Consider the following 14,336-nt stretch of genomic DNA (forward strand, 5'->3'; position numbering starts at 1 on the left):
CTTTACCAATACTAAGCCCTGTATATAATTCCTTTAAAATCCTATTTGGCTGTACTATACTACCTTTTTCACCTGATACTGTTATATATTCTAAATACGCTGCATCTTTAATTACAGAATAAGATTTATAGCTATACTGTGCCTCTTCTGGTTTAATATCTGGCTTTGGCTTTACATCATGTTTAATATCTGGTTTTACATCTGGCTTCACTTTATCACCTTCTGGCTTAAAGTCTAAATCTCCATCCTTACTATCTTCTTCATTTTCTTCTATAGATGGTTTTTTTTCTGGAGATACTTCAGTTTCTACACTTATACATCCAATAAATGAAAATGATGATATAAGAAGTATACTAGCTATTAATATTTTTATTTTTTTATTCAAATTTATCACTCCCTATGATTTTTTATATTTAGTAAAAACATTATAATAGATTAACTACTTTCTCTTCTATATCATATTATGAGTTTGCATATTAAAATTTACCTTTTTATAAATTTTTTATATTTTTTTAGTTTTCTAATTTTAAAGTAAAAAAGAAAGTTGCACCTTGATTTTCTTCACTTTCACCCCAAATGTCTCCATTATGTGCTTTTATTATTTCTTTACATATAGCAAGACCTAAACCTGTGCTTCCGTTACTTTCTTCATCCTCTATTTTTAATTGAACAAATTTTTCAAAAATTTTCTCTATATATTCTTTTGGAATTCCTCTTCCATTATCTTTTACTGATATTAGCATCTTTTTATCTATGTCTTTAATTTCCACTTCTATAATTCCACCTATATCAGTGTATCTAATTGAATTTCCAATTAAATTAATCATAACCCATGAAATTTTATTAAAATCTGCTTTTATATAAATTTTTTCTGTTAAAATTTCTATATTTAATTTAATATTTTTTTCTTCTAACTGTAATTTAAAAGTATTTTTAATCCCTTTCAATACTTTTTTTATATCAACTTTTTCAAATTCCATCTCTATTTTTCCACTTTCAAATTTTGAAATATCTAAAAGTTCACTAACTAACTTCTCTAAATGTAACTCTTCTTCTTTAGCTATATTTAAAAGTTCTAACTTTTCCTCACTATACTCGCTTTCTATAAGCATATTAATAGCCATAGCTATAGATGTAAGTGGTGTTCTAAATTCATGTGATACAGTATTTATAAAATCTGTTTTTAACATCTCAACTTCTTTAAATTTAGTTATATCATGCATTATTATTACAGTTCCTATATTTTCTTTTTTCTTAAACCAAATTTGATTTGCTATAACTCTATAATAAAAAGTTTTATTATTTATTTATAGTGATAGGTAACTCTTTGAAATCATCTCCAAGTTTTCCCCCACTTCACACCGTACGTGAGTGTTTCCAGCTCATACGGCGTTCCAACGATTTATAAACCATCTAGTGGCTATAGCTAAAATATCATTAGAATATTTATTATTGCTTTATGCCACCACTCTCACTTGGATCAAGATAAGTTATACTTACGTTTTCCTTATCAATACTTCACTGGTAGTAAAACCTCCATATTCCAAGCTTTCCTTGTTCCATTATTAACTATCTTTTCATATATCCGTAGGTCATCGGTATAAGCCTGTAAGCTTGATAATGCCTATAACATTATATGGATTTTCATAAAATAGAATCTTACTCATCCACACTTACCCCACAACTTAGTTGGTATATCCATTTCTGAATATTTACTATTTAGACCCGTACATTCCCGATTTCGTCAGCTATTTTAACATCCTAACCATAGATATTTTATAGACCCTAGCCCTATCATATACTCGACTACCTCTAGTTCGCATTTCGTGTAGGTATTATATTTCATCTACTTACGGTATACTCTCAGGCCATTTAACGGGCTTATAACCTTTAATTATTTACTTAATTAAACGCTATCCGTATCCTTTGGGAAGGCATTTCAAGGAGTTACCCTATCATTCTACCTATTGTAATAACAGTTCTAACTATTTATTATAGTTAGGCTAGTTTTATAATAAACCCACATTTATCTTTGTCTAGCAACAAGTCGCACCTACTTCAATATCCTCTGAATACTTAACTTCCTTAATTAATTCTCTAGATTTTCTCATTATATTAAAAAGTGCTTTATTATCAACAACTTCTAAAAAATGACTATTAACAGCATTTTTTTCTTTTATATCTAATACCCTTTCACCACTTTTATTAAGCATAGTTATGAAATTTTTACTATTAGTAACTATTACTGGAGTATTTATACTCTCAATGATAGCTTCACCTTTTTGCTTCTCTCTTAAAATTTCATTTATATTAAGTATTTCATAATCCTTTAATTCATTTACCATTTTATTAAATTCTCGTAATATAAAATTAGTCCCCTCTTCTCTTTGCAGAGGGATTTCATATGATAAATCTCCTTTTGAAACTTTTTTTATACCTATTTCTAAGTTTTCTATTGGATTAATTATTTTTTTTAAAAGATACCCAATTGTAGAAAGCCCAATAATTAAAACAAGTACTAATATTGTAATACTATAGTAACTTGCTTGCATTGCTAAATCTTTAGATTCTTCTTTCATACTAACCATAGATTCTTGATTTAATTCTAAAAGTGTTGTTAACTGACTCTTTAAAACTTCAAAACGAGGAAATACTTCTCCATAATAAAAATTTCTTGCTTCTTCAATTCCATCTGTTCCTTTTAAATTTTCTAGTGTTTTTACTTTCTCACTATAATCTAAATATCCTTTTGATATAGAACTTATAATTTTATCTTCACCCACCTCTGTTATATTATTTTTTGCTTTTTCTAACCATTCTGTAAATATTTCATGATTTCTAATATGCATTAATGAAAATGTTAAATTATCTTCAAATATAAATGCAATCTCCAAACTATCCTGTCGTTCTAATGCATCTTTCATATTTTGAGTTGCAACAATACTATCATAATTAGCATACATTATTGAATCTATTGAATTTTGTAATTTATTAAAATATCCAATTGAAACTAAACTATTACCAATTGTTAATATCATAAATGTAATAAGTATTAAATATATTTTTGATTTTATAGTTTTTATCATCTCTTCACCCCCAATTAATTATATAGTATATTTTTCCATAAATACTATTATTAGTTATTTTATATTAGTATAATATATTTAAAAGTATTTAAAGGAGATATTATAATGAAAACTATTCTTATAGTAGATGATACAAAAAATATACGATTATTACTTTCAAAAACCCTTGCGAATGAAGGTTATTCAGTTTATCAAGCCAAAAATGCTATTGAAGCTTTATCTTTAATAAAAACTATAAATTTCGACTTAGCTTTTATAGATATAAAAATGCCTAATATAAGTGGAACTGCTCTATTAGAACAAATTAGACAAGAAGGTTTTGATTTCCCTGTTATTATAATGACTGCTTTTGGAACTATAAAAAATGCTATTACAACTACTAATTTAGGTGCTAAAGCCTATCTTCAAAAACCTTTTACTGGAAATACAATACGAAAAACTTTAGATGAGCTATTTTGCATTTATGCAGATATATCTGATGAGAAAGTAATTCTTGATATTCTTTTAGCAAGTAACAACTTACCTAAAGGATATCTAGCAGTTAGCGATTATCTTACTTTAAATGGGCAAATTGAAAAAGGAAAACTATTTAAAGATTTTGGAACTAAACTTTTAAATATTAAGGAGTAAATATTATGTATAGTAATAAACGTCTTTCACCTAATGAAGCATTAAATATTTGCAAACAAGAAAAAAAAGGATCTTTGAAGTTATTTTTAGGATATGCTCCTGGCGTAGGAAAAACTTATACTATGCTCTCAGAAGCTAATAGAAAATATCAAAGAGGAGAGGATATTGTTATAGGTTATTTTGAAAGTCATGGCCGGAAAAATACAATTGAACAAATTGGAAACCTCGAAATCATTCCAACTAAAAATATAACCTATAACTCAAAAACATTCCAAGAAATGGATCTAGAAGCTATTATCCAAAGAAATCCAAGCCTTGTTTTAGTCGATGAACTTGCACATACTAATATTACAGGAAGTAAAAATCCAAAACGTTATATGGATGTTCTTGAACTTCTCAATCATGGTATAAATGTCTACTCTACCGTTAATTTGCAACATATAGAAAGTCTGAATGATATTATAAATCAAATAACAAATATTAAAGTAAAAGAAACTATTCCAGATTTTATAGTAGCCTCTGCAACTGTTATGGTTATAGACCTACCTACTGATGCTCTTCAAAACAGATTAAAAAGAGGTAATATTTATTCTAATGAATTAATTGAGAAATCACTTAAAAATTTTTTTAGAAAAGGAAATCTAAATGCTTTACGCGAATTAACACTACGTCAAATTGCAGATGAAGTAGATGAAGAACTTGAAGAGTATATGACTAATCATAATCTTTGTGAAAATTGGCATACAGTGGAAAGAGTCATGGTTTCTATTTCTAGTAATCCTAAATCTAAAAGATTAATTAGAATGGGATCTATAATATCCCAAAAATATAAATGTGAATATTATGTTGTATACGTAAATTGTACACATAATCTTTCACCACATGATACAACCGGTGCAAATCAGAAATCTCTTAAAGATAATATTGAGCTTTCTCAAAAATTAAATGCACAAATTATAGAATTAAATGGATCATCTGTTTCTTCTGAAATAATAAAATTTGCAACAAAAAAACATATAACTAAACTTATAATAGGTCATTCTAAGAGAACTTTACTACAAAAACTCTTTAGAGGGTCTACAATTAATAAGATTCTTGAAAAAGCTAAAAATATCGAAATTATAATAGTTCCACTAACTTAAAGAAAAAAGCTAACTATATAAAAGATTTATTTCATTTCACCTTTCTATAGTTAGCTTTTCACTATTTACTTTTTAACATTTTATCAATTTCTATATTTAGATTTAAAACATTTACTCTTTCGCTTCCATAAAGCCCAATAAATTTTCCGTCCGTACTTTCTTTAATTAATTTTTTCAAACTTTCTGCTGCTATACCAGTTTCTTTAGCTATTCTATCTACTTGAATTATTGCTCCTTTAGGAGTTATATGTGGGTCTAGCCCTGATGCAGATTGTGCTAAAAGTTCTGATGCTATCTCTTCTTTCTTTACCGTTGGGTTTTTTCTTATAAAAGCCTCCACATCTGCTGTTACTCGATTTTTAATTTCTGTACTTGTAGGCCCTAAATTTTTTGATCCAGATGAGGCTATAATTCCTTCACTATTCTCACTTATATTATAATTGACTACTGAAGAAAGTCTACCTTGAAAATATTTATCTGAATTATATATTTGTCCTATATGCTCTGATCCAACTTTTTTTCCATCTACTTCTACAATGCTTCCATTTGCCTGATATGGAAATATTGTTTGTCCTATTCCGGTTATTATAAGAGGATATATTCCCCCACATAAAATAATCATAACTATACTTATTAATAACCCTGTTTTTACATAACTCATTTTTTTCTCCCCCTATATACCTATTAAAGTTAGTATTGGTGAAATTATAATATCAATTATTTTCACACCTATAAATGGTATTATTATCCCACCTAATCCATATATACTTAGGTTTCTTTTCAAAATTTTATCTGGATTCATAGGTCTATATTTTACACCTTTTAATGCTATAGGAATTAAAAGTGGAATAATTATCGCATTAAATACTAATGCTGATATTATAGCTGACCTTGGACTTGAAAGATTCATCACATTTAATACCTGCATTTCTGGTATTGCTACAGTAAACATCGCTGGAATTATAGCAAAATATTTGGCTATATCATTCGCTATTGAAAATGTTGTAAGTGCTCCTCTTGTAATCAAAAGTTGTTTTCCTATCCCAACTATCTCTAAAATCTTAGTTGGATCTGAATCTAAATCCACCATATTTGCCGCTTCTTTTGCTGCTGCCGTACCTGAATTCATTGCAAGTCCAACATTAGCTTGTGCAAGTGCTGGTGCATCATTAGTACCATCACCAGTCATAGCTACCACTTTTCCTAGTGCTTGCTCTCGTATAATTGCTTCTATTTTATCCTCTGGTTTACATTCAGCTATATATTCATCTACTCCAGCCTCTTTTGCAATAGTTTTTGCTGTAAGGTTATTATCACCTGTACACATTACTGTTTTTATCCCCATCTCTCTTAATTTTATAAACCTTTCAGCTAGACCTGGCTTGACTGTATCTTTAAGATAAACACTTCCATATATTTCATTTTTAACACATACGACTAATGGAGTCCCTCCAAGTTTAGATATGTTATCAACAATTATATTTATATCCTTTGGCACAGTTCCACCATGATTTTTAACATATTCTAATATTGCAGAACATGCCCCTTTTTTTATCACCGTTCCATCACTTAGAACGACTCCACTTGATTTACTCTGTGCCGTGAAATTTATAAATTCCACATCCTTGTAATCATCTTTATTTATTTTAAAACCTAATTTTTCTCCAAGTTCAATAATAGATCTCCCCTCTGGAGTATCATCATTTAAAGAAGTAACCATTGCATACTTTATAAGTTCATCTTTAGCTACACCTTCAATTGGAATAAATTCTGCTGCTAATCTATTTCCAAATGTTATAGTTCCTGTCTTATCTAGCATCATTACATCAACATCTCCACATGCCTCAACAGCTTTCCCACTCATTGCAACTACATTAAATCTTGTAACTCTATCCATTCCCGCAATTCCAATTGATGATAAAAGTCCACCTATTGTAGTTGGAATTAAACAAACTAATAGCGCTATTAAAGTTGATATCTCTATCTCTACACCAACAAAACTAGCAATTGGCTTAAGTGTTATAACAACAACTATAAAGATAATTGTTAAAGCTATAAGCAAAGTATTAAGCGCAATTTCATTAGGTGATTTTTGTCTTTTTGATCCTTCAACAAGTGAAATCATTTTATCTAAAAAAGTTTCTCCTGGATTTGATGTTATTTCAATTTTAATCCAGTCAGAAATGACAGTAGTTCCTCCTGTAACACTTGAAAAATCACCACCACTTTCTTTTATAACAGCTGCAGACTCTCCTGTTATTGCAGCCTCATTAATTGATGCTATTCCTTCTATCACTTCTCCATCACTTGGAATTATCTCACCTTCTTTAACTAGGATAATATCTCCTTTGTGTAATTGTGTTGCACTAACAATCTCATAATTTCCCAATTTATCCAATACCCTCTTTGCCTTGGTATCTTTTTTAGTGTTTTTTAACGAATCAGCTTGCGCTTTACCTCGTCCCTCTGCAATACTCTCAGCAAAATTAGCAAACATTACTGTAAGAAATAATATAAATGTGACTATTCCATTATATAAATGCCCCTCTTCACCTGCTATTTTAGGACTTATAGTCAAAATAGCAGTTATTATCATTCCTACGTAAGCTACAAACATAACTGGATTCTTTATCATTTCTTTTGGATTTAATTTTTTAAAAGAATCTTTTATAGCATTTTTCATTATTTTACTATCAACAAATTTTTTTCTGCTTTTTCTCACTTTTCATACCCCCTTCTAACTCATAGTTAAGAATTCTGCTACTGGCCCTAAAACTAATACTGGTAAAAATGTTAAGGCACCAATTATTATTATCACAAAAACTAATATCCCCATAAATAATGGTGTATTTGTTTTAAATGACATCGCTTCACTTGAAATTAATTTTTTCTCACTCATAGATCCTGCAATTATAATAAGAAGTATCATTGATACATATCTTCCTAATAACATCACTAAACTAGTTGAAACATTCCAAAATACAGTATTATCAACTAAGCCCTCAAAGCCCGAACCATTGTTAGCTGCTGATGTACAGAATTGATATAACATTTCTGAAAATCCATGATATCCTTCCAAAGATGCTTGACCAGTCATAGTCGCTATAGCTGAAGGAATTAAAATTAAAATTGGTTGTAATAATATGACTCCTGCTATAAGCTTCATTTCTTTTCCTTCTATTTTCTTCCTTAAAAATTCTGGTGTCCTACCTACCATTAATCCACAGATAAAAACACCTAACATTGCATACACAATTAAATTTAAAATCCCGACTCCTTTTCCTCCAAATACACAATTTAACATCATATTCCACATTGGAACGGCCCCACCAATTGGTGTTAATGAATCATGCATATTATTTACTGATCCAGTGGTAAATGATGTAGTTACTACAGTAAAAAGTGATGAATCAAAAACTCCATTACGGACTTCTTTTCCTTCCATATTTCCTAAATCATTAACAATTCCAATCTCATTCATTGCTGGATTACCAGCTTTCTCGGCATTATATATTATTGGAATAGTAATTAAAAATAATAAAAGCGCTGCTCCAAATAAAACTGCCCCTTGCTTTTTACTTTTACATGCTTTTCCAAGCATATAACAATATGCCCCTGGAGTGAACATCATTAATAAAATCTCTAACATATTCGTAATTGGTGTTGGATTTTCAAAAGGATGAGCTGAATTAGCTCCAAAAAACCCTCCCCCATTTGTTCCTAAATGCTTAATACTTTCAAGAGATGCAACCGGTCCGTAAGCTATTGTTTGAGTTTCTCCTTCTAATGTTTGTATTATAGTTTGAGCCTCTAATGTCTGTGGAACCCCTTGCCAAATAAAAATTATACTTGCAACAACTGATACTGGTATTAAAAGTCTAGTTATTATTCTAACCATATCTCTATAAAAATTTCCTATTTCATGTCCTGTAATTCCTCTTATAAAAGCACCTGCTATTGCAAATCCAGTAGCTGCAGATGTGAACATATACATTGTAATAACTATCATTTGAGTTATATTAGTTAAGTTTACTTCTCCTACATAATTCTGTAAATTAGTATTAGTCATAAAACTAATTGCTGTATTAAGTGTAGTATGCCAATCTAGGACAAACCTTTCCTCACCAGTTCCAACGATATATTGTTGGAATATAAGTAAAACAAATCCAATAACTAACATCATTAAATTAGTAACTAGTAAAGCAATAATATATTGCTTCCAATTCATTTCACCACTTTTTACCCCCGATAATTTATAAATCACATTATCAACTTTATTCATAACTGGATCTACAAAACTTTTCTTATTAAACATAATAGAATACATATACTTTCCAACCAAAACAGAAAGTATAATAAAGACTAAAATTAAAAAAATCAATCCTATCCACTCCATAAAATCCCCCTCCTATACTTCATTTATAAATTGAATTATACGCTTTAAAATTATCTAAACAACTCTCACTTTAGTTTGTTTAAATTCTTTTCCATACGCTAATTCTTCGCCCTTCTACATTACCTTTATTTTCCATATATTTACTATCATTTCCTTTGATTTTTGTACTGATTTTAAATTTTTAATTTTAACCCTTAATATATATATTTATCCTATCAATTCCCATTCAAATTCACTCATTTATAGTAACTTATCTTTTATATACGCCATAATTCTGAAATTATCTTAAAGATTAACCACCCTTCATTTTTTTATTTATGCAATATTTTTGAATTATATCTAATAATCTTTTTCATTTTGTTAATACCACTTTAAATATAGTTGCATTATTCAACTATATACCTTATAATCATTATAGTTGCTAATAACAACTATTTGAATAAATGAAAAAAAGAAAGGAATTATACATATATGAAAACACAAGAAGAAATTTATAAGAATCGTTGGTTTATACTGATAAGTATAGGAATTGTAACTTTTATGGCTACACTTGATGCAAGTATCGTCAATGTTGCACTACCTGTTATATCTAAAGATTTATCAGTTTCTATGTCAACTGTTCAATGGACTGTTACAACATACTTAATCGTTATATCTGGTCTTTTACTTACATTTGGAAGACTTGGAGATTTAAAAGGAAAGGCGAGTGTCTTTAGAATTGGTATTATTATTTTCACTATTGGTTCTCTACTTTGTGGAATTTCACAAAATATAACAATGCTTATAATATCACGTGGAATTCAAGGACTTGGAGCTGCTTGCACCATGGCTAATAGTCAAGGACTTGTAACTTCAGTATTCCCAGCAAATCAAAGAGGAAAGGCACTTGGAATAACAGGACTTATAGTTGCTCTTGGAACTATGACTGGTCCTGCTGTTGGTGGAATTATTTCAGATTTTAAATGGGAGTACATCTTCCTTATAAATGTTCCTATAGGAATTATTGCATCTATACTTTCATTTAAAGTAATACCTAATGTTAAACATGCTATTCATAAAGATTCAAAACTTGATTTTATTGGTACAATCTTATTTGTATTAACAATTGTACCTTTAATTCTTTCTATAACAGAAGGAAGTATTTATGGATTTACAGAAATGCATATACTTATAGGATTTGCTATTGCACTAATATCATTTATATTATTTATAGTTTCACAAGTAAAACTTAAATCACCACTTATAGAATTTAAGATTTTCACAAATCATCAATTCTCAAAAGGTGTATTTTCATCATTGCTTATGTTTACAGCTATAAGTTCATATTCTATACTACTTCCATTCTATTTTGAGGCAGTAAGAGGAATATCACCTATGTATAGTGGATTCTTAATGGTAGTATTCCCTATAGCTATGACAATTACAGGTCCTCTTAGTGGAAGTATATCTGATAAAATCAGAAAAGAAATATTACCACTTATCGGATTTATAATATCAGCTATTGGATTTATACTTATGGCTACTATAAAAGATAATACACAGATTTATATTATCATAATTTATCTTCTAATAATGGGTGCTGGTTCTGGATTATTCCAATCACCTATGAACTCAATAGTTATGTCAGCAGTTGATAAAACTAAACTTGGAGTTGCTGGAAGTGTAAATGCTCTTGTTAGAAACCTTGGTATGATTATTGGTATAACATTTGGAACATCCCTATTATATAAACTTATGAGTAATAAACTTGGATTTATTGTTACAGGATTTATCCCTGGACATCCTAGTATATTTGTAAGTTCTATGAATGTTGTTTTTGCAATCGCCGCCATAATTTCTATAATTGGTTCTATTACTGTACTTAGCATAATGCTAACTAATAACAAGAAAATTAAAATGGCTAAGTAATTTGTAGTTTTAAATTGAAACTTTAATGCGTCTAAAAATATCAACATTGAATTGTGCATTAAAGCAAAAATAGCGTAAAGATTGATAATCAATCTTTACGCTATTTTCTTTTATTCATTTCAATTATACCGTTTCTAAAAAATCTACAAGTTTCATTTCTCCTGATTTATGATTTAAAATATTTCTTTTTAACAGTGCATAATTCTTATCTTTCACATCCATAGCTATCATTCTAAAGCTTATAATTTCATGCTTTGGTGATACATTTTCTCGTTTTATAAATACTACTTTGCATCTACTGCAATACCTTATCTGTGAATGATATCTTCGTTCATTTAAAATATCAAGACATATATAATCATTAAATATAAGCTTTGTAAACTTTCCACAATGCTTACAATTACACTTATTAGAATAAAGCTTTCTAAACTTTTCATTACTAATTTTTATTCTTACAGACCTATCAATCATTGATTCTTTTAAAGGTGTATTATCAAGAATTCCATATTCTTTATGCTTAAGTAAATACTCCACCCCTAGTTCTCTAGAAATTTCCATAAGTGCATATGCATCATAATATGCATTATGATGTGTACTTTTAGAATTAATAAAAGCATTATAGCAATCTTTTTCAAACATTTTAACAAGTGATGGATGATCTTTTAAATTAAATTTTTTCATATATATTTTTTGAACATCTATAACATTTATTTTATCTAAGATTTTACTATTTATCTTATATTTATAAAAATTTCTCTTTAAGACCTTTAAATCACTATCTCCCCATGTCATTAGGTATGTATCATTTAAGTTATTTACATCAATTTCTGAAAAAAGTTCTTTTGCTGCTTTTTCAAAGCTTGTCCCTCTTCTTATATTATCAAAAGTTATTCCTGTCAGCAGTTTAACCTTTTGACTAATCTCATTATAATCATATTTTATATAATCATTTCTTGATTTAAGTTCATTAAATTTTTCATCTCTTACTGTGTATGCCACTTGTATTATATCTTGTCCCCTTGTTACCTCTACAATCCAACCTGACTTTTGGTTGAATTCTAAATCCAAAAAAATAAATTTCACCCTAAAACCTTCCTTCTTTCAAGTCATAATATATTTTTAACGCATCTCTTTTTCCATTATAACACTTTTAATCCAATTTTTTAATTTATTATGTTTATTTTTAAGGTGAAATAAATTCAAAATACTTTACTAATAATCTAACTATTATTTTATATCTTAATTACCTACCTACATACTCACCATTCTCAAATTCTCCTATGCACACCTTTCCATATCTAGGTCTAAAACTTCCATATCCATTCATTTTGCCATTTTTAAAACTTCCCTCATAAATAGCTCCATCACTCCAAATAAACTTTCCTTTACCTTCTTCTTTTCCATGATTCCAACTTCCTTCATAAATATCACCATTATCATATAAAATTTTTCCGTACCCATGATATTCACTTTCTTTAAATTCACCCTCATATTCCTTATCAAAATCTAAAAGTTTTCCATAACCCTCTAGATAGCCATATCTAAACTCTCCACTATATATGTAATTTTCATTTATTGTAAGTTTCCCCTTTCCATGATATTTATCATTTTCAAAATATCCTTCATAAACAGCCCCCTCTGAATATAGCATCTTCCCTTTTCCATGCACTTCAAGACCAAGCCACTCACCTTCATACATATCTCCACCTAGATAATAATACTTTCCAATACTTCTTTTACCATCTATAAACTTCCCTTCATAAACTTCTCCATCTGAATATATCATTTTTCCTATTCCATCAAATTTACTATTTCTCCAGTAGCCTTCATATCTATCACCATCTCTCCATTTATACACACCATACCCTTCATAATTTTCTCCATTATACTCGCCCTCATAAATATCTTCTTTTATAAAATCTATATTAGTCCCCATTAAAAAGTTTTTAATTTTCCTGTACATAATTATATTCCCCTCCTAAAAAAGTCATCTACTTTTATTATCTAAGAAAAATGTAATATGAATTTAAATTCAAAGTTAAAATTATGTAAATAAATTTCAAAAAAACATTAAAAAATCTTTAATTGAAGAGAGTTTTAGAAAAGCTAAAATTCAAAATAATAGCTTTTAATTATACAAAATGATAGAATTTTATTTATATTAAAAAAATCAAACTATTAGATAAAAAAGAGGTGATTACATGGATATTAAATTTTCAATCGGTGAGGTAAGTGATATCTATGATATTAGCATTGATACCCTTAGATATTATGATAAAATAGGGCTTCTCCATCCGACGATTAATAAAGATAATGGTTATAGAGTTTACCTTGTGGAAGATCTTAGAATTTTAGAATTTATACTCTCTGCAAGAAAACTTGAGTTTTCAATAAAAAAAATTAAAGAACTAATTAAATTTGAAGATTTAAATATGTATGAAAATATATTTATAGAACAAGAAAATATTCTTACTGAAAAAATTAAAAAACTTGAAGGATTAAGAGATTATATTTCTTCTAATAAAAATAACTTTAATGAAATGATAAACTTTGAAAATAACTATGACTTATCTTCAATAAATATAGAAACTAAATCATTTGAAGTTTTTAAACTTGATCTAGCATCAAATAATCAAAAACTTTATAATAAAAATCTTATAAAAGCATTTAAGCATAAAGCAATAAATAAAAGTTATTATAATGACTACATATTAAAAGATAATATTATCTGCAAAAACCATAATATTTATATATTTAAAAATGATGTTAATGATGACCTTATAGAATATGCTAAGCATAATGAAATTTTAAATTTCAAAAAAATAGACCTTCCACATAATTGTATTTCATTTAAATTCATAGGAACTCTTAATGTTATATATTCTCATATATTCAACATCTTAGAGCATTTTAAAATTGAAGAACCACTGATACTGCTAAAAAGAATTTCATTTGTTTTAAAGAATAATGAACTTATATTTTTTACAGATATAAAAATTCTACTTAATTAAAATAGAACTTTTACTATTTTATTAAACGAAAACTAAAGGTAGCCATTAGTAGGCTACCTTTAGTTTTCGTTTATATTATTTTTCTGCTTCATATTCAACTTCTGTTAATGCAAATTTAAAAATAGTTCTCTTTTTTATAAGACCATATAAAACAAGCATAGCT

At 28.1% G+C, this 14,336-nt stretch carries 12 protein-coding genes; 4 read left to right on the plus strand and 8 right to left on the minus strand.

The window, feature by feature from the left end; genetic code table 11:
• The 3 genes from Q0V15_RS07990 to Q0V15_RS08000 form a co-directional block, all read right to left on the minus strand.
• On the minus strand, nucleotides 1-385 hold a 385-nt coding region (locus Q0V15_RS07990), incomplete at its 3' end, for a hypothetical protein (RefSeq protein WP_297437761.1).
• Between the two features lie 127 nt (nucleotides 386-512).
• Nucleotides 513-1,223, minus strand: coding sequence for a cell wall metabolism sensor histidine kinase WalK (locus Q0V15_RS07995; protein WP_297437763.1), 711 nt, complete (start codon nucleotides 1,221-1,223; stop codon nucleotides 513-515).
• Between the two features lie 813 nt (nucleotides 1,224-2,036).
• Nucleotides 2,037-3,086, minus strand: a complete 1,050-nt coding sequence (locus Q0V15_RS08000; protein ID WP_297437765.1) for a PAS domain-containing protein — start codon at nucleotides 3,084-3,086, stop codon at nucleotides 2,037-2,039.
• Between the two features lie 105 nt (nucleotides 3,087-3,191).
• On the opposite strand from Q0V15_RS08000, the gene Q0V15_RS08005 reads away from it, so the two are divergent.
• Together Q0V15_RS08005 and Q0V15_RS08010 are read left to right on the plus strand one after the other, a co-directional pair.
• Entirely contained in the window at nucleotides 3,192-3,716 is a 525-nt protein-coding gene (locus Q0V15_RS08005; protein WP_297437767.1) for a response regulator, read from the plus strand.
• A 74-nt stretch (nucleotides 3,717-3,790) separates the two neighbouring features.
• The gene (locus Q0V15_RS08010; protein ID WP_297437769.1) at nucleotides 3,791-4,858 is read left to right on the plus strand and encodes a universal stress protein; all 1,068 of its coding nucleotides are present in this window, start codon (nucleotides 3,791-3,793) and stop codon (nucleotides 4,856-4,858) included.
• Between the two features lie 61 nt (nucleotides 4,859-4,919).
• On the opposite strand, the gene kdpC is transcribed toward Q0V15_RS08010, so the two are convergent.
• The 3 genes from kdpC to kdpA are packed head-to-tail and all read right to left on the minus strand — an operon-like array spanning nucleotide 4,920 to nucleotide 9,254.
• Nucleotides 4,920-5,519, minus strand: a complete 600-nt coding sequence (gene kdpC, locus Q0V15_RS08015; RefSeq protein ID WP_297437772.1) for a potassium-transporting ATPase subunit KdpC — start codon at nucleotides 5,517-5,519, stop codon at nucleotides 4,920-4,922.
• Between the two features lie 12 nt (nucleotides 5,520-5,531).
• Complete coding sequence (kdpB, locus tag Q0V15_RS08020) at nucleotides 5,532-7,580, minus strand: potassium-transporting ATPase subunit KdpB (protein WP_297437774.1); 2,049 nt, start codon at nucleotides 7,578-7,580, stop codon at nucleotides 5,532-5,534.
• Nucleotides 7,581-7,595: 15 nt separating this feature from the next.
• Nucleotides 7,596-9,254 carry a potassium-transporting ATPase subunit KdpA gene (gene kdpA / locus Q0V15_RS08025; protein ID WP_297437776.1) on the minus strand — a complete coding sequence of 553 codons (1,659 nt, stop codon included), beginning with the start codon at nucleotides 9,252-9,254 and terminating at the stop codon, nucleotides 7,596-7,598.
• A 471-nt stretch (nucleotides 9,255-9,725) separates the two neighbouring features.
• On the opposite strand from kdpA, the gene Q0V15_RS08030 reads away from it, so the two are divergent.
• The gene (locus Q0V15_RS08030; protein ID WP_297437778.1) at nucleotides 9,726-11,162 is read left to right on the plus strand and encodes an MFS transporter; all 1,437 of its coding nucleotides are present in this window, start codon (nucleotides 9,726-9,728) and stop codon (nucleotides 11,160-11,162) included.
• 123 nt (nucleotides 11,163-11,285) lie between these two features.
• On the opposite strand, the gene Q0V15_RS08035 is transcribed toward Q0V15_RS08030, so the two are convergent.
• Nucleotides 11,286-12,245, minus strand: a complete 960-nt coding sequence (locus Q0V15_RS08035) for an exonuclease domain-containing protein (RefSeq protein ID WP_297437781.1) — start codon at nucleotides 12,243-12,245, stop codon at nucleotides 11,286-11,288.
• A gap of 160 nt (nucleotides 12,246-12,405) precedes the next feature.
• The gene (locus Q0V15_RS08040; RefSeq protein ID WP_297437783.1) at nucleotides 12,406-13,125 is read right to left on the minus strand and encodes a hypothetical protein; all 720 of its coding nucleotides are present in this window, start codon (nucleotides 13,123-13,125) and stop codon (nucleotides 12,406-12,408) included.
• Between the two features lie 238 nt (nucleotides 13,126-13,363).
• Between Q0V15_RS08040 and Q0V15_RS08045 the strand changes: the two genes are divergently transcribed.
• Nucleotides 13,364-14,173 (plus strand): MerR family transcriptional regulator, encoded by an 810-nt coding sequence (locus tag Q0V15_RS08045; RefSeq protein WP_297437785.1) that lies wholly within the window; start codon nucleotides 13,364-13,366, stop codon nucleotides 14,171-14,173.
• Nucleotides 14,174-14,336 lie beyond the last annotated feature (163 nt).

The organism is uncultured Clostridium sp. (assembly GCF_947036855.1).
Classification (GTDB): Bacteria; Bacillota; Clostridia; order Clostridiales; family Clostridiaceae; genus Sarcina.

Excerpts from the sequence above, each read along its gene's own strand:
- kdpA (WP_297437776.1), bottom strand. The coding sequence starts at position 9,254 with ATGGAGTGGATAGGATTGATTTTTTTAATTTTAGTCTTTATTATACTT.
- Q0V15_RS08005 (WP_297437767.1), top strand. The coding sequence starts at position 3,192 with ATGAAAACTATTCTTATAGTAGATGATACAAAAAATATACGATTATTA.
- Q0V15_RS08040 (WP_297437783.1), bottom strand. The coding sequence starts at position 13,125 with ATGTACAGGAAAATTAAAAACTTTTTAATGGGGACTAATATAGATTTT.
- Q0V15_RS07995 (WP_297437763.1), bottom strand. The coding sequence starts at position 1,223 with ATGCATGATATAACTAAATTTAAAGAAGTTGAGATGTTAAAAACAGAT.
- Q0V15_RS08045 (WP_297437785.1), top strand. The coding sequence starts at position 13,364 with ATGGATATTAAATTTTCAATCGGTGAGGTAAGTGATATCTATGATATT.
- Q0V15_RS08000 (WP_297437765.1), bottom strand. The coding sequence starts at position 3,086 with ATGATAAAAACTATAAAATCAAAAATATATTTAATACTTATTACATTT.
- Q0V15_RS08030 (WP_297437778.1), top strand. The coding sequence starts at position 9,726 with ATGAAAACACAAGAAGAAATTTATAAGAATCGTTGGTTTATACTGATA.
- kdpC (WP_297437772.1), bottom strand. The coding sequence starts at position 5,519 with ATGAGTTATGTAAAAACAGGGTTATTAATAAGTATAGTTATGATTATT.